Source organism: Pseudonocardia sp. NPDC046786 (genome assembly GCF_040645415.1).
Classification (GTDB): domain Bacteria; phylum Actinomycetota; class Actinomycetes; order Mycobacteriales; family Pseudonocardiaceae; genus Pseudonocardia; species Pseudonocardia kongjuensis.
The window spans coordinates 132,712-148,056 of record NZ_JBEYYF010000012.1 but is presented as its reverse complement, the minus strand read 5'-3'; the positions used below and the strand labels follow the sequence as shown (position 1 = coordinate 148,056).

Here is a 15,345-nt window from a genome sequence, read left to right as displayed (position 1 = left end):
ATCGCCGCGGGAGGCCCGCTCGTCGGGGGTTGCTGCAGGTCAGACCCGGAAGCCGAGGGCGCGCAGCTGCTCGCGGCCGTCCTCGGTGATCTTCTCCGGGCCCCACGGCGGCATCCAGACCCAGTTGATCCGGATGTCGGAGACCAGCCCGCCGTCCGGACCGGCGGTGAGCGCGGAGCGGGTCTGCTCCTCGATCACGTCGGTCAGGGGGCAGGCGGCGGAGGTCAGCGTCATGTCGATGACCGCCGTGTCGCCGTCCCGGTCGATGCCGTAGACGAGGCCCAGATCGACGACGTTGATGCCGAGCTCGGGATCGACGACGTCCTTCATCGCCTCCTCCAGCTGATCCTGGGTGGCGCCCTCGGCCGGGGCCGCAGGCGGCTCGGGCATCCCGGCCGCCCCGCGGACGACGTCGGTGTCCTGCTCGGTGGTCTGCTGCTCGGTCGTGTCGCTCATGCCGGAGATCCCTCCGTCGTTGATGCCGCCGCGTCGGCGGTGTCGATCGTCGCGTCGGTGCGGGAGACCGCGTCCTTGAACGCCATCCAGCCCAGGAGAGCACACTTCACCCGGGCCGGGTACCGGGCGACGCCGGCGAAGGCGACGCCGTCGCCGATGACGTCCTCGTCCGGCTCGACCTTGCCGCGGCCCTGCGCCATCTCCTGGAACGCCGCCATGACCTTCCACGCCTCGCCGACCGGCCGGCCGACGACGAGATCGTGCAGCACCGAGACCGACGCCTGGCTGATCGAGCAGCCGAGGCTCTCGTAGGACACGTCCCGGACCACCGTCGCCGTGTCGTCCAGGGTGACCCGCAACGTCACCTCGTCCCCGCAGGTCGGGTTCACGTGGTGGGTCTCGGCGTCGTAGGGGTCACGCAGGCCGGACCCGTGCGGGTCGCGGTAGTGGTCCAGGATGATCTCCTGGTACATCTGCTGCAGCTGCACGTCGGTCACACCGTCCCGAAGAACTGCTGGGCGGCCCGGACCCCGTCGGCCAGCGCCTCGACCTCGTCGAGCGTGTTGTACACGGCGAACGACGCGCGGGCGGTGGCCACGATCCCGTAGCGCCGGTGCAGCGGCCACGCGCAGTGGTGCCCCACCCGGATCGCGATCCCGCGGTCGTCGAGCACCTGGGACAGGTCGTGCGCGTGGATACCGTCCACCACGAACGACACCGCTCCCCCGCGGCCCTGCACCGAGGTGGGTCCGACGATCCGCACACCGTCGATCGCGGACAGCCGGTCGAGTGCGGCGGCGGTGAGCTCCGCCTCGTGCGCGGCGACCGCGTCCATCCCGATGTTCTCGAGATAGTCGACGGCCGCGCCGAGCCCGACCGCCTGCGACGTCATCGGCACGCCGGCCTCGAACCGCTGCGGTGGCGCCGCGTAGGTCGAGCCCTCCATCCGCACCATCTCGATCATCGACCCGCCGGTGAGGAAGGGCGGCAGCTTCGCCAGCAGCTCGCGCCGGCCGTACAGCACGCCGACGCCGGACGGGCCGAGCATCTTGTGCCCGGAGAACACCGCGAAGTCGACGTCGAGCGCGTGCAGGTCGACCGGCATGTGCGGCACCGACTGGCAGGCGTCGAGCACGGTCAGCGCGCCGACCGCGCGGGCCCGGCGGACCAGCTCGGCCACCGGGGACACCGCCCCGGTCACGTTCGACTGGTGGGTGAAGGCGACGACCTTCGTGCGCTCGGACAGCTCGACGCCGTCGAGGTCGATCCGGCCGTCGTCGGTCACCGGGTACCAGCGCAGGGTCGCCCCGGTCCGCCGGCACAGCTCCTGCCAGGGCACCAGGTTCGCGTGGTGCTCCAGCTCGGTGGTGACGACCTCGTCGCCGGGGCCGAGCGCGAACCGCTCCGACTCCGGGCCGAGACCCTCCCGGACCGAGGCGTTGCCCATGCCGTAGGCGACCAGGTTGATGCCCTCGGTCGCGTTCTTCACGAACACGACCTCGTCGTCGTCCGCTCCGACGAACGCCGCGATACGCGCGCGGGCGGACTCGTAGGCGTCGGTGGCCTCCTCGGCGAGCTGGTGCGCACCCCGGTGAACGGCCGCGTTGTGCCGCTCCAGGAACGCCCGCTCGGCGTCGAGCACCTGGCGCGGACGCTGCGACGTCGCGCCGGAGTCGAGGTACACCAGCGGCCTCTCCTCGCGCACGGTGCGCGCGAGGATCGGGAAGTCCGCCCGGATCCGGACCACGGTGTCGGCGTCCAGGCCGCCCGTGGTCCCGGTTCCGTGGGTGAGGGTCATGATCAGACCGCCGCGGCCTTGGTGAACCGCTCGTAGCCGCTGCGCTCGAGCTCGTCGGCCAGCTCGGGACCGCCGGACTCGACGATCCGGCCGCCGGCGAACACGTGCACGTGGTCGGGCCGGATGTGGTTCAGGATCCGGGTGTAGTGCGTGATCAGCAGGACGCCGGTCTCGCCGCCCTCCCGGTACCGGTTCACGCCCTCGGAGACGACGCGCAGGGCGTCGACGTCCAGGCCGGAGTCGGTCTCGTCCAGGATGGCGATCTTCGGGTGCAGCAGGCCGAGCTGCAGCACCTCGTGCCGCTTCTTCTCGCCGCCGGAGAAGCCCTCGTTCACCGAGCGGTCGGCGAACTCGGCGGAGATGTCCAGGTCGGACATCGCCTCCTTGACCTCCTTGACCCAGGTGCGCAGCTTCGGCGCCTCGCCGCGCACCGCGGTGGCCGCGCTGCGCAGGAAGTTCGCCATCGACACGCCCGGGACCTCGACCGGGTACTGCATGGCGAGGAACAGGCCCGCCCGGGCCCGCTCGTCGACCGCCATGTCCAGGACGTTCTCGCCGTCCAGGAGCACCTCGCCCGAGGTGATCGTGTACTTCGGGTGCCCGGCGACCGCGTAGGCCAGCGTGGACTTGCCCGAGCCGTTCGGGCCCATGATCGCGTGCGTCTCGCCCGCGCGGACGGTGAGGTTCACCCCGCGCAGGATCTCCTTCGGACCGTCCTCGGTCTCGACCGAGGCGTGCAGGTCCTTGATCTCCAGAGTGGACATCTGTGGGTGGCTCCGTACTTGGTGTGGTGGTCAGGCGCCGGTCAGGGCGAGCTCGGCCTCGACGGCCGCCTCGAGCCGCTCGCGCAGCTCGGGAAGGGTGATCTTGTTCAGGACCTCGCCGAAGAAGCCGCGGACGACCAGCCGCCGGGCCTGGTCCTCCGGGATGCCGCGGCTGCGCAGGTAGAACAGCTGCTCGTCGTCGAACCGGCCGGTGGCGCTGGCGTGCCCGGCGCTCACGATCTCGCCGGTCTCGATCTCCAGGTTCGGCACCGAGTCGGCCCTGGCGTGCTCGGTGAGCACCAGGTTCCGGTTGAACTCGAACGTCTCGGTGTTCTCCGCGGCGGCCCGGATCAGCACGTCGCCGATCCACACCACGTGCGCGGAGTCGCGCGAGTCGCTCTGCAGCGCGTTCTTGTAGAGCACGTTCGACTTGCAGTTCGGCACCGAGTGGTCGACCAGCAGCCGCTGCTCCAGGTGCTGGCCGGCGTCGGCGAAGCCGAGGCCGAGCAGCTCGGCGTCACCGCCGGGGCCCGCGTAGCCGACCGTCGACGAGACGCGCACCAGGTCGCCGCCGAGCTGCACCGTGGTCGCGCGCAGCGTGGCGTCGCGGCCGATGCTGAAGTGCTCGGAGCCGACGTGCACGGCGTCGTCGTTCCACTCCTCGGTGACCACCAGGGTCAGCTGGGAGCCGTCGGCCAGCACCACCTCGGTGTTGTCCGCGAGCACCCCCGAACCCCGGTGCTCCACGACGACCGTCGCCCGGGTGTGCGGGGTGGTGCGGATGTGCAGGTGGCCGGCCGCGGTGGCGCCCTCGCCGGGGCCCTCCACGACCACGGTCACCGGCTCCGGCTCGCCGTCCAGGGTCACCAGGGTGGCCTCGCCGAAGGCCGACCAGGCGGCCGCGGCGACCCGGTCGAACGGGACACCGCCCTCGCCGATCCGGGCGTCGTCGCGCCCGACCTTCTGCACCGTGACGCCCGCGGTCTCGGTGACCGTGACCGGCGCGACCGCCTCGAACGCGGCCGAGCCGTCGTGCAGGCCCTTCAGCCTGCGCAGCGGGGTGAACCGCCAGTTCTCCTCGCGGCCACCGGGGACCTCGAAGGCGTCGACGTCGAACGATCGGAACCGCTCGCCCGCCGAGGCGATCGGCACCTCGCCCTGGCCCTCCTTGGCGCCCTTCAGCTCGGGCGCGAGGCCGGCGACATCGCCGCTGACAACTTCACTGGCCGTCATCCGACGGAACCCTCCATCTGCAGCTCGATCAGCCGGTTCAGTTCCAGCGCGTACTCCATCGGCAGCTCGCGGGCGATCGGCTCGACGAACCCGCGCACCACCATGGCCATCGCCTCGTCCTCGGTCAGACCGCGGCTCATCAGGTAGAAGAGCTGGTCGTCCGAGACCTTCGAGACCGTGGCCTCGTGGCCCATCGACACGTCGTCGTTGCGGATGTCGACGTAGGGGTAGGTGTCCGACCGGGAGATCGTGTCCACCAGCAGCGCGTCGCACTTCACCGTCGAGCGGGAGTTCTTCGCCCGCGGGTTGACCTGGACCAGGCCGCGGTAGGACGTGCGGCCGCCGCCGCGGGCGACCGACTTCGACACGATCGTGGACGACGTGTTCGGCGCCAGGTGCACCATCTTGGCGCCCGCATCCTGGTGCTGGCCCTCGCCCGCGAAGGCGATCGAGAGGACCTCGCCCTTGGCGTGCTCGCCCATCAGCCACACGGCCGGGTACTTCATGGTCACCTTGGAGCCGAGGTTGCCGTCGACCCATTCCATGGTCGCGCCCTCCTCGGCCTTGGCGCGCTTGGTGACCAGGTTGTAGACGTTGTTCGACCAGTTCTGGATCGTGGTGTAGCGGCAGCGGCCGCCCTTCTTGACCACGATCTCCACCACGGCCGAGTGCAGCGAGTCGGTCTTGTAGATCGGCGCGGTGCAGCCCTCGACGTAGTGCACGTAGGCGCCCTCGTCGACGATGATCAGCGTCCGCTCGAACTGGCCCATGTTCTCGGTGTTGATCCGGAAGTAGGCCTGCAGCGGGATGTCGACGTGCACGCCCGGCGGGACGTAGATGAACGATCCGCCCGACCAGACCGCCGAGTTCAGCGCGGAGAACTTGTTGTCCCCGGACGGGATGACCGAGCCGAAGTACTCCCGGAACAGCTCCGGGTGCTCCTTCAGCGCGGTGTCGGTGTCCAGGAAGATGACGCCCTGCTGCTCGAGGTCCTCGCGGATCGAGTGGTAGACGACCTCGGACTCGTACTGCGCCGCGACGCCGGAGACCAGCCGGGCCTTCTCCGCCTCCGGGATGCCCAGCTTGTCGTAGGTGTTCTTGATGTCCTCGGGCAGGTCCTCCCAGGTGGCGGCCTGCTTCTCCGAGGAGCGGACGAAGTACTTGATGTTGTCGAAGTCGATCCCGGACAGGTCGGAGCCCCACCGCGGCATCGGCTTCTTGCCGAAGATGTCGAGCGCCTTCTGCCGGAACTCGAGCATCCACTCGGGCTCGCTCTTCAGGCGGGAGATGTCGGCGACGACCTCGGAGGACAGGCCACGCTTCGCGATGGAGCCCGCCTCGTCGGAGTCGGCCCAGCCGAAGTCGTACCGGCCGAGCGCCGCGATCGTCTCCTCCTGGGTGAGCTCGGTGCGCACATCAGGAGTGGTCGTCATACGGACTGCCTCCCTTTCGGGGACCGTGGTGGGAGGAGGTCCCGCCGTCGGCGGGGTCTCCTTCTTCGTGCGCCTGCCGCGCCTGCACCGTGGGTTGCCGATCCACGGTGGCCGGGCGGTGGGCCTGTTGCTGCACCGGCCGGTCGCGCTGCTCGGGGGGCCGTGGGTCCCCCGCCGCGGGCCGGCGCCTGTCGTGGTGCGTCGCCCGCCCGAGGTGTTCGGGATCCTCGAGCGGGACGTGTGTGGTGCACGCGGCGTCGCCGCGCGCGATCGTCGCCAGCCGCTGCACGTGGGTACCCAGGAGATCGGCGAAGGCACGCGTCTCGGCCTCGCAGAGTTCCGGGAACTCGGTGGCGACGTGCGCCACCGGGCAGTGGTGCTGGCACAGCTGCACGCCGAGCCCGCCGCGGCGGGTCTGTGCAGCGTAGCCGCGGGCGCTCAGCACCCGGGCCAGCGCCTCGGCGCGGTCCTGCGGTGCGGCGGGTGCGGTGACCGAGTCCATGTCGGCCCCGAGCAGGTCCCGCACCCGGCGGCGGGCGAACGCGTCGACCGCCTGCTCGCCCGCCGTCTCGGCGAGGAACCGCAGCGCCGAGGTGGCCAGGTCGTCGTAGCCGTGCCCGAAGCGGACCCGGCCGGTGTCGGTGAGCAGGTACTCCCGGGCCGGACGGCCGCGCCCGCGCGGACGGGCCGATCGCGCCGGCGCCCGGACCTCCGCCTCGCCGTCGGCGATCAGCGCGTCCAGGTGCCGCCGCACGGCGGCCTCGGTCAGGGTGAGCTCGCCGGCCACGACCGCGGCCGTGACCGGACCCTGCTCCATCAGCACCCGCGCCACCGCGGCCCGGGTGCCGGTACCGGACCCGGGCAGCACCGCGTCGGACCCGTGCCCGCAGGCCGGGTCCTGGCGCGTCTGCGCGGTCCGGTTCGTTTTCACAACACCAGTGTTGCGGATATACCCGCAGTCGGCAAAACCGCCCCCGCTCCGGGTGACCGGGCTCACCCCTCCGTCCGGTCGCGGCCGGTGAGGACCGGTACCCGGTGCCGGGAGGTGCCCCCATTAACCTTCGTGGTCATGGTGACGCCCGAGGTCGCCCCACCCGGGCGCGACGACTCCCCCAGGAGCGCGGAGCCGTCGGCCGATCCGGACGGGCCCCGCTCCCGGAAGCGACCGGCGACCCGGCGCGGACTGCGTGACCAGGCCCGGATCGCGCGGCGGCTCGGCCTGACCGGCGCGATCCTGATGGGCATCAGCGCGCTGGGCTCCGGCGCGTTCCCGGTGCCGAACCCGTTGCACGGCCTGCGGGTGATCGGGCTGCCCGCCCGCAACGTCACCCTCGCGATCGCCGTCACCTACGCCGGCCTGCTGATGGTCGTCACGGCCTGGCTCTGGATCGCCCGGATGCTCACCGCCCGCGGCGCCCGGCACCCGGCCCCGGAGCGGCGCGAGCTGGGCCGCACCGCGCTGCTGTGGGGGCTGCCGCTGGCGCTGGCGCCGCCGATGTTCTCCAAGGACATCTACAGCTACCTGGCGCAGAGCGCGACGCTGGCCCGCGGGATCGACCCGTACTCGATCGGTCCGGCGCAGGCGCTGGGCATCGACGATCCGCTGACCCGCGGGATCCCGACGATCTGGCGGGACACCCCGGCCCCCTACGGCCCGCTGTTCCTCGGGCTGGGCCGGATCATCACCGCGCTGTCCGGCGAGAACGTGGTGCTCGGGATCATCGAGCACCGGATCCTCGCGCTGTTCGGCGTCGCCCTGCTGGTCTGGGTGCTGCCCCGGCTGGCCGCCCGGTTCGATCTCGACGCCGGGCTGGTGCTGTGGCTCGGCGCCGCGAACCCGCTGGTGCTGTTCCACCTGGTCAGCGGGATCCACAACGAGTCGATCATGATCCCGCTGATGCTGCTCGGGCTCTACGTGATGCTCGGCCGCGACGACACGGTGCAACCCTGGTGGAAGATCACGCTGGGGGCGGCGCTGCTGGTCGCGGCGGCGTCGGTCAAGCTCCCGGCGCTGGTCGCACTCGGCTTCGTCGGCGTCTACCTGATCCGGCGGCGCGGCGGGCGCCTCGTCGACTGGGTGGTGATGACCAGCTGGCTGACCGCCGTCGCGGCGGTGGTGTTCTCGTTCTTCAGCTTCGCCACCGGGCTGGGCTTCAACTGGCTGCGCGGGCTGTCCGCGCCCAGCGAGATCCTCAGCTGGATGTCGGTCAGCACCGACGTCGGCCTGCTCGCCGGGCAGGTCGGCCGGCTGGCCGGGCTCGGCGACCACACGACCGCCACGCTGACCCTGGCCCGCGGGCTGTTCGCGATCCCGATCGCGGTCATCGTCGTCGTGCTGCTGCTCGCCTGCCTGCGCGGGCGGGTCGATCCGGTCACCGCGACCGGGGCCGCACTCGGCGCCGTCGTGCTGCTCGGCCCGGTCGTGCACCCCTGGTACCTGTTCTGGGCGCTGCTGCCGCTGGTCGCGACCCGCGCGATGCCGCACTACCGGCGCGCGATGCTGCTGCTGTCGGCGTTCCTCGCGCTGGTGGTGCCGCCGACCGGGGCCGACTTCATCTTCCGCGGGTTCCAGCTGCCGCTCGCGGTGATCGCCGGGCTGGTCATGTTCGCGCTGTCGCTGCTGGTGGTGCGGCACGTGCTGCGCGCCCCGGCCGGTACGGCCGCCGCACCGGAACCGGAACCGGCCCGGTGAGCGCCGCGCTCGAGGTACGCGACCTGGTCGTCCGCTACGGCCCGGTCACCGCGGTCGACCGGGTCGACCTCGATCTGGCCCGCGGCGAGGTGCTCGCGCTGCTCGGCCCGAACGGGGCCGGGAAGTCCAGCACCGTCGAGGTCTGCACCGGCTTCCGCCGGGCCGACGCCGGTACCGTCACGGTGCTCGGGCGCGACCCGGGCGACGAGGCCGTCCGGCCGCGGGTCGGGGTGATGCCGCAGGGCGGCGGCGCCTACCCGGCCGTGCGCACCGGCGAGATGCTGCACCTGGTCGCCGCCTGCGCGGCGCACCCGATCGATCCCGACCACCTGATCGACGTCCTCGGGCTGCGGCCGCGGGCGGGCACGCCGTTCAAGCGGCTCTCCGGCGGGGAGCAGCAGCGGCTCGCACTCGCCTGCGCCGTCGTCGGGCGGCCGGAACTGGTGTTCCTCGACGAGCCGACCGCCGGGCTGGACCCGCAGGCCCGGCACCTGGTCTGGGAGCTGGTCCGCGCGCTGCGCCGGGACGGGGTGGGCGTCCTGCTGACCACCCACCTGATGGACGAGGCCGAGCAGCTCGCCGACGACGTCGTCATCCTGGACGGCGGCCGGATCGTCGCGCACGGCTCCCCCGCCCAGCTCACCGCGGGCGACCAGACCGAGCTGCGGTTCCGGGCCCGCCCCGGGATGGACACCGCGGGCCTGGACCTCCGGCTCCCGCACGGCTACGCGAGCAGCGAGACCGCGCCCGGCCGGTACCGGGTGCAGGGCCGGATCGATCCGGCCGCGCTGGCCGCGATCACCGCCTGGTGCGCCGACCAGGGGGTGCTCGCCGACGACGTGCAGGTGGTGCGGCGCAGCCTGGAGGACGTCTTCCTCGACCTCACCGGACGGGAGCTGCGCTCGTGACCGAACGGTTCCCCGCCGGGACCTTCGCCCCCGATCCGGGCCGCGGCGACACGCTGACGATGCTCCGCGCGCAGGGCGGCCTGGAGACCCGACTGGCCCTGCGCAACGCCGAGCAGGTGCTGCTCACCCTGCTGATCCCGGCCGCGCTGCTGGTCGGGCTCACCCTGATCCCAGCGCTGCCCTCGCCGGAGCCCCGGATCAGCTGGTTCCTGGCCTCGATGCTCGCGCTCGCGGTGATGAGCTCGGCGTTCACCAGCCAGGCGATCGCGCTCGGCTTCGACCGCCGCTACGGGGCGCTGCGCAGGCTCGCCGCGACCGCGCTGCCGCGCTGGCTGCTGGTCTGCGGCCGGCTGGTCGCGGTCGCCGTGGTGGTGCTGCTGCAGGTGCTGATGCTGACGGCGCTCGCCGCCGCCCTCGGCTGGACGCCCGCCGGTGCCCGGATCGACGGCGTGCTGGTCGCGGTGCTGCTGGGCGCCGCGGCGTTCGGCGCACTGGGCATCCTGCTCGGCGGGACGCTGCGTGCCGACATCGTGCTCGCGGTCGCCAACGTCGTGTGGTTCGTGCTGCTGCTGGCCGGCGGGATCCTGGTCCCGGTGGCCGACCTGCCCGGCCCGCTGTCCGCGGTGGCGCCCTGGCTGCCGTCGGGCGCGCTGGCCGACGCGCTGCGGGCCGCACTCGGCGAGGGCCGGTTCCCGGCGATCGGGTCGCTGCTGGTGCTCGCCGGCTGGGCGGTCGCCGCCGGTCTCGCCGCGGCCCGGCTGGTCCGCTGGCGCTGAGCCTCCCCGCGCCGGAAGAGGGGTCGTCGATCGACCTCGGTCGGCCGCGATCGTGACTTCCGGGGGATCCGGTTCGTCCGCTTCACCGTCATGATCGGGTCCGGCCGGGGGCCGTCCACCGCCCGGCCGGACGACGAGGAGGCACCCGGCCATGACCCACGAGACCGAGCGCGCGCCGCGGCCGGCGACCGGCCGGTTGCTCGCGCCGGACCTGGCGCGGGGCGCGATGCTGCTGCTCATCGCGATGGCCTACGCCGGGGTCTACGCGGCGGTGCCGTTCGGCACCGCGACCGCGGGTGCGGCGCCGGTCGACCGGATCGCGGCCGTGCTGACCACGCTGCTGCTGGACAACCGGGCGTTCCCGATGTTCGCGATCCTGTTCGGCTACGGTCTGGCCTGGTCGGTGGCCCGGCAGCAGCGCGGCCGGGACGGCCGCGAGGTCCCCGGGCCGGAGATCAGGCGATCGGTCCGCCGCCGGGGCCTGTTCCTGGTGCTGTTCGGGCTGGTGCACGCGATCCTGGTGTTCCCCGGCGAGATCCTCGCCTCCTACGGCCTCGCCGCGCTGCTCACCGGATGGCTGCTGTTCCGGCCGGACCGGACCGTCCGCCGGGCCGCGCTGTGGTTCGCCGCCGGCTACGCGGTGACCGTGCCGCTCGGCATGATCGGCCTCTGGTCGATGACCGCCTCCGGCGCCGCCGCGGAGGTGATCCCGGGCTACACCACGGCCGGTGACTGGATCGCCCGGATCGTCGGCGCCCCCGTCACACCGCTCTACGTCGGGTTCGCCTACCCGCTGCTGCTGCTGGTCGTGCTCGGCTACCTGGCCGCCCGGGCCGGCCTGCTCGACGACCCGGCGGCGCACCGCCGCACGCTGGGCCGGATCGCCGTGGGCGGTGTCACGGTGTCCGTGCTGGGCGCGGTGCCGGCCGTCCTGGTGACCACCGGGGTGCTCGTCCCGGGCGGGGCGACCGGCGGCCTGCTGCTCGCCCTGCAGGTGCTGACCGGGGTTGCCGGTGGTGCCGGGTACGCGGCGGCGTTCGCGCTGCTCGGGCTGCGCCTGCAGGACCGGCCGGGCCCGCTGGCCGGCGCGGTCGCCGCGATGGGCCGCCGCTCGCTGACCTTCTACCTGCTCAACTCGGTGCTGGTGGCGGTCGTGCTGCATCCCGATCTCGGCGGCCTCGGCCGGTACGTCGGCAACGCCGGTGCACTGCTCGCCGCGGTCGCGGTCTGGCTGGTGTCGCTGCTGGTCGCGGCCCGGCTGGAGGCCGCGGGCCGGCCGGGACCCGCGGACGCCCTGCTGCGCAGGCTGGTGTCCCGGTAACCGGACGCGGCAGCCGTTCTTCTACCATTCGTAGTGTGTCCAGCGTGACCGGTCTCCTCCGCCGTGTGCCGTCCACCCCGCCGGTGCTGATGCGCCGGCTGTCGATCGCGAACCTGGTCGCCCAGATCGGGATCGGGGTGACCGGCTCGGTCGTGCGGGTCACCGGTTCCGGGCTGGGCTGCTCGACCTGGCCGCAGTGCGAGCCGGGCAGCATGGTGCCGGTCTCGCACGCCGAGATCGCGCCGCTGCACATGTGGATCGAGTTCGGGAACCGGCTGCTCGGCATCCTCGTGGTGCTCACCGCCGGGGCGACCCTGCTCGCGGCGCTCTGCACCCGGCCGCGCCGGCGCCGGCCGACCGCGCTCGCGCTGGCCATGCCGATCGGCGTCGTCGCCCAGGCGGTGATCGGCGGGATCACCGTGCTCGCCGGGCTGGCCTGGTGGACGGTGATGCTGCACTTCCTCGCGTCCATGGTGCTGGTGTGGTTCGCGGTGCTGCTGGTCACCGCCACCACCGAGGGCGACGGCCCGGTCACGTTCACCGTCCCCGCCGCCGGTCGCGGGCTGGTGCTGTTCTCCACCGCGGTGCTCGCGGTGCTGCTGGTCGCCGGCACCCTGGTCACCGCGGCCGGTCCGCACGGCGGCGACCCGGCCACCCCGCGGCTGGCCGTCGACATCCCGCTGCTCACCCAGATCCACGTCGACGCGCTGTTCCTCTACCTCGGCGTCCTGGTCGGCATCGGCTTCCTGTTCCGCGCGGTCGGTGCGCCGGCCGCGCTGAACCGGCGGTACGCGACGCTGATCGCCGTCGTGCTCGCCCAGGGGGTGCTCGGCAGCGTCCAGTACGCGCTCGGGGTGCCGGAGCTGCTGGTGTCGCTGCACGTGCTGGGTGCCGGTCTGGTCACCGCGGCCGCGGCCTGGATGTGGGCCGGCACGGCCACCCGCCCGGCGCCGCCCGCCCCGCTCCCGCGCACCGCGGATCCGGCCCCCGGCGGCCGCCCGCTCGCCGGGGCCTCGGCCGACGCGCCCTGACCCGTCCCGGCCTCGCGCCGCTGCGCACCGGCCCGGCACGGGCCCTGCACGGTCCTGCACGGTGCTCCCGTCGTACGGCACCCTGGTGACATGACGTCCGATCCCCCGGCCGATCCCCCGGGCCGCCGGTTGCGCCGCGGCGGGATCGCCGCCGCGCTCACCGCGGCGCTGGCCGTCGCGCTCACCGCGGGCCTGGTCACCGCCCGCGCCGCGGCCGCGCCCGAGCTGCCGCCGGTGACCGCCGAGGAGCTGGTCGCCTCCGTCATCGAGGCGGAACCGGTCGCCCTCGCCGCGACCGTCCCGGTCGACAACCGGCTCGGCCTGCCTGCGCTGCCCGGCGCCGGATCGGACCTGCTCGCCGAGGGCACCTCGACCGCCCGGGTCTGGTCGGACGGCGCGGGCGGCGGCCGGGTGGCGCTGCCCCGTCCGGACAGCGAACGCACCTACGTCCGCGGCGGCGGCACGACCTGGGTCTACGACTCCGCCGACCGGGTCGCCACCCGGATCCCGGCGCACGCCGACCGCCCGGAGCGCGCCGGGACCGATCCGCAGGCCGCCGCCCGGGAGATCGTGGCGGCGCTGCGCGACACCAGCACCGTCGCCGTCGACGGCACCACCGAGATCGCCGGCCGCCCGGCCTACACCCTCGTCCTCACCCCGCAGCCGGGCGAGCGGACGGTGCTGCGCGAGGTGCGGGCGGCGGTCGACGCGCAGACCCGCACTCCGCTGGAGCTGACCGTGCTCGGCGCGGGCACCGATCCGGTGCTCCGGATCGGCGTCGACGAGATCGGGTTCGGCCCGCAGGATCCGGCGCTGTTCACCTTCACCCCGCCACCCGGCGCGCAGATCGAGGACGCGCCACCGCCCGCCCCGGCCCCGGCACCGCGCGAGGGTGCCGCACCGGCGGTCGTCGGCGACGGCTGGGACACCGTCGTCGTGTGGACGGGCCCGCTGCCGGAGGACGCGCGCGCGCCACGATCGCCGGGATCGGCACCCCGGTGTCCGGGCCGTGGGGCACCGGCCACCAGGTCACCACGAACGCGGGCTCCGCGATCGTCACCGACGACGGCCGGTTCGCCGCCGGGGCGGTCGGCACCGACGTCCTCGGCGCCGCGCTCGACCGGTGAGCGGCGGTCGATGAGCGCGGTCCCGTCCCCCGCCCCGGACGGGCCCGCCGCCCGGGTCCGGGAGCTGCGCAAGGTGTTCGGCCGGGTCACCGCGGTGGACGGCGTCGATCTGGACGTGCCCGCCGGGTCGGTGTTCGGCATGCTCGGCCCGAACGGCTCGGGCAAGACCACGCTGATCCGGATGCTGCTCGGCCTCACCCGGCCCACCTCGGGCACCGTGCAGCTGCTCGGCCGCCCGGTGCCCGGCGGGCTGCCCGCCGCGCTGCCCGACGTCGGCGCGCTCGTCGAGGGGCCCGGGTTCCATCCGTTCCTGTCCGGCCGGGAGAACCTGCGCCGAGTCGCGGCGCTCGAACCGCGGCTGACCGGCCCGGCGATCCGGCCCGCGGTGGACGCCGCGCTGGAGCGGGTCGGGCTCGCCGGGGCGGCCGGGCGCCGCTACCGCGGCTACTCGCTGGGCATGAAGCAGCGGCTCGGGCTGGCCGCCGCACTGGTGGTGCCGCGCCGGCTGGTCGTGCTCGACGAACCGACCAACGGGCTCGACCCGGCGGGCACCCGGGAGATCCGGGCGGTGGTCGCCGACCTGCGGCGCTCCGGGGTCACCGTGCTGCTGTCCTCCCACCTGCTGTCGGAGGTGGAGGCGGTGTGCACGCACGTCGCCGTACTCAAGCGGGGCGCGCTGGTCGCCTCCGGCGAGCTGCACCGGCTGCTCGACGCGGTCGCCGGCGGCTGGGAGATCGGCACCACCGACGTCGGCGGCGCGCTGCGGGTGCTGCGCGGGGCCGGGGCGAGCGCGCGGGCCGACGACGGCGGGGTGGTCGTCGACGACGGGCCGCCGGCGCCGGAGCTGTTCGCGGCGCTGGTGCGGGCCGAGGTCCCGGTGCACGGGCTGCGCAGGCAGCGCCCCGACCTGGAGACGCTGTTCACCCGGATCACCGAGGGCGACGGGTGAGCGGCGCGGCGCCGGTCCGCCCGGTCCCCTGGTCCCGGCTGCTCGGCGCCGAGCTGCGCTGGGTGCTGCGGCGGCCGCGGACGCTGGTCGGGCTGGGCCTGTTCGCGCTGGTCCCGGTACTGATGGCGGTCGGCATCGCGCTGTCCGACGGCCCGTCGCGCAGCCTGCTGTCCCAGGTGACGGGCAACGGGCTGACCCTGCCGGTGGCCGCGCTGTCGGCGCTGCTCACGCTGCTGCTGCCGCTCGCCGTGGCGGTCGCCGCGGCCGACGCGATCGCCGGCGAGTCGCAGCACGGCACCCTGCGCGGGCTGCTGCTCGCCCCGGTCGGGCGGCTGCGGCTGGTCGTCATGAAGGCGTTCGGGGTGCTGGTGGTGGCGGTGCTGGCGGTCGCCGCGGTCGTCGTGTCCGGCACGGTCGCCGGCTGGGTGCTGATCGGGCCGCCGGTGGTGCCGCTCGTCGCGGGTGACGGGGGTGCGCTGGTCAGCCTGTCCGGATCGGTGCTGCCGCTCTCCGACGCCGCCCAGCGGATCGGGCTCGCCGCGCTGTGGACGCTGGGCCAGCTGGCCGCGATCGGCGCCGTCGCGCTCGCCGTGTCGGCCTGCACCGAGCATCCGCTGGTGGTGCTGTCGTCGGTGCTGGGCGGGCTGATCCTGACCGGGGTGCTCGCCGCGATCCCGGCGCTGGAGCCGTTGCGCCCCTACCTGATCACCACCGGCTGGGACGCCGTCGCCGACGTGCTGCGCGATCCGCTGCCCTACCGCGGACTGGCCGCGAGCACCCTGGTCGCGCTCGGCCACCTACTGGTGGGGGCGGTGGTGCTGACCGTGCGGATGCGGCGCCGGGACGCCTGAGGGCAT

The 15,345-nt window shown here is 74.1% G+C and carries 14 protein-coding genes; 7 read left to right on the top strand and 7 right to left on the bottom strand.

Annotated elements, in window-relative coordinates; all coding sequences use genetic code 11:
- Window positions 1-39: 39 nt before the first annotated feature.
- From ABZ881_RS17005 to ABZ881_RS16975, 7 genes are all read right to left on the bottom strand, one after another.
- Window positions 40-456, bottom strand: coding sequence for a metal-sulfur cluster assembly factor (locus tag ABZ881_RS17005; protein WP_344030085.1), 417 nt, complete (start codon window positions 454-456; stop codon window positions 40-42).
- Window positions 453-944, bottom strand: coding sequence for a Fe-S cluster assembly sulfur transfer protein SufU (sufU, locus tag ABZ881_RS17000; RefSeq protein ID WP_344030173.1), 492 nt, complete (start codon window positions 942-944; stop codon window positions 453-455). Before sufU ends, ABZ881_RS17005 begins: the two co-directional genes overlap by 4 nt.
- Window positions 945-949: 5 nt before the next feature.
- Window positions 950-2,254, bottom strand: coding sequence for a cysteine desulfurase (locus tag ABZ881_RS16995; protein WP_358485487.1), 1,305 nt, complete (start codon window positions 2,252-2,254; stop codon window positions 950-952).
- Between the two features lie 2 nt (window positions 2,255-2,256).
- Window positions 2,257-3,018 (bottom strand): Fe-S cluster assembly ATPase SufC, encoded by a 762-nt coding sequence (sufC, locus tag ABZ881_RS16990; RefSeq protein ID WP_344030091.1) that lies wholly within the window; start codon window positions 3,016-3,018, stop codon window positions 2,257-2,259.
- 30 nt (window positions 3,019-3,048) lie between these two features.
- Entirely contained in the window at window positions 3,049-4,170 is a 1,122-nt protein-coding gene (gene sufD / locus ABZ881_RS16985) for a Fe-S cluster assembly protein SufD (protein WP_344030175.1), read from the bottom strand.
- 77 nt (window positions 4,171-4,247) lie between these two features.
- On the bottom strand, window positions 4,248-5,684 hold the full coding sequence (gene sufB / locus ABZ881_RS16980; RefSeq protein WP_344030094.1) for a Fe-S cluster assembly protein SufB: 1,437 nt from the start codon (window positions 5,682-5,684) through the stop codon (window positions 4,248-4,250).
- The gene (locus ABZ881_RS16975; protein ID WP_358485557.1) at window positions 5,668-6,501 is read right to left on the bottom strand and encodes a transcriptional regulator; all 834 of its coding nucleotides are present in this window, start codon (window positions 6,499-6,501) and stop codon (window positions 5,668-5,670) included. The genes sufB and ABZ881_RS16975 overlap by 17 nt, the downstream gene beginning before the upstream one ends.
- Before the next feature lie 252 nt (window positions 6,502-6,753).
- Here ABZ881_RS16975 and mptB point away from each other — a divergent pair, with 252 nt between their 5' ends.
- The 7 genes from mptB to ABZ881_RS16940 all read left to right on the top strand — a co-directional run bounded on the left by mptB (window position 6,754) and on the right by ABZ881_RS16940 (window position 15,339).
- Window positions 6,754-8,376, top strand: a complete 1,623-nt coding sequence (mptB, locus tag ABZ881_RS16970) for a polyprenol phosphomannose-dependent alpha 1,6 mannosyltransferase MptB (RefSeq protein WP_358485486.1) — start codon at window positions 6,754-6,756, stop codon at window positions 8,374-8,376.
- Entirely contained in the window at window positions 8,373-9,284 is a 912-nt protein-coding gene (locus ABZ881_RS16965) for an ABC transporter ATP-binding protein (RefSeq protein ID WP_358485485.1), read from the top strand. The genes mptB and ABZ881_RS16965 overlap by 4 nt, the downstream gene beginning before the upstream one ends.
- On the top strand, window positions 9,281-10,060 hold the full coding sequence (locus ABZ881_RS16960) for an ABC transporter permease (RefSeq protein ID WP_344030102.1): 780 nt from the start codon (window positions 9,281-9,283) through the stop codon (window positions 10,058-10,060). The genes ABZ881_RS16965 and ABZ881_RS16960 overlap by 4 nt, the downstream gene beginning before the upstream one ends.
- Before the next feature lie 151 nt (window positions 10,061-10,211).
- Window positions 10,212-11,381: a DUF418 domain-containing protein gene (locus tag ABZ881_RS16955; RefSeq protein WP_358485483.1), complete on the top strand. Its 1,170-nt coding sequence runs from the start codon at window positions 10,212-10,214 to the stop codon at window positions 11,379-11,381.
- A 44-nt stretch (window positions 11,382-11,425) separates the two neighbouring features.
- Window positions 11,426-12,412 (top strand): COX15/CtaA family protein, encoded by a 987-nt coding sequence (locus ABZ881_RS16950; RefSeq protein WP_358485481.1) that lies wholly within the window; start codon window positions 11,426-11,428, stop codon window positions 12,410-12,412.
- Between the two features lie 1,137 nt (window positions 12,413-13,549).
- On the top strand, window positions 13,550-14,488 hold the full coding sequence (locus ABZ881_RS16945; protein ID WP_344030112.1) for an ABC transporter ATP-binding protein: 939 nt from the start codon (window positions 13,550-13,552) through the stop codon (window positions 14,486-14,488).
- A complete protein-coding gene (locus ABZ881_RS16940; RefSeq protein WP_358485480.1) occupies window positions 14,485-15,339 on the top strand; it encodes an ABC transporter permease in 855 nt (284 codons plus the stop codon). Before ABZ881_RS16945 ends, ABZ881_RS16940 begins: the two co-directional genes overlap by 4 nt.
- Window positions 15,340-15,345 lie beyond the last annotated feature (6 nt).

Excerpts from the sequence above, each read along its gene's own strand:
- ABZ881_RS17005 (WP_344030085.1), bottom strand. The coding sequence starts at position 456 with ATGAGCGACACGACCGAGCAGCAGACCACCGAGCAGGACACCGACGTC.
- ABZ881_RS16995 (WP_358485487.1), bottom strand. The coding sequence starts at position 2,254 with ATGACCCTCACCCACGGAACCGGGACCACGGGCGGCCTGGACGCCGAC.
- sufC (WP_344030091.1), bottom strand. The coding sequence starts at position 3,018 with ATGTCCACTCTGGAGATCAAGGACCTGCACGCCTCGGTCGAGACCGAG.
- sufB (WP_344030094.1), bottom strand. The coding sequence starts at position 5,684 with ATGACGACCACTCCTGATGTGCGCACCGAGCTCACCCAGGAGGAGACG.
- ABZ881_RS16975 (WP_358485557.1), bottom strand. The coding sequence starts at position 6,501 with ATGGAGCAGGGTCCGGTCACGGCCGCGGTCGTGGCCGGCGAGCTCACC.
- mptB (WP_358485486.1), top strand. The coding sequence starts at position 6,754 with ATGGTGACGCCCGAGGTCGCCCCACCCGGGCGCGACGACTCCCCCAGG.
- ABZ881_RS16955 (WP_358485483.1), top strand. The coding sequence starts at position 10,212 with ATGACCCACGAGACCGAGCGCGCGCCGCGGCCGGCGACCGGCCGGTTG.
- ABZ881_RS16945 (WP_344030112.1), top strand. The coding sequence starts at position 13,550 with ATGAGCGCGGTCCCGTCCCCCGCCCCGGACGGGCCCGCCGCCCGGGTC.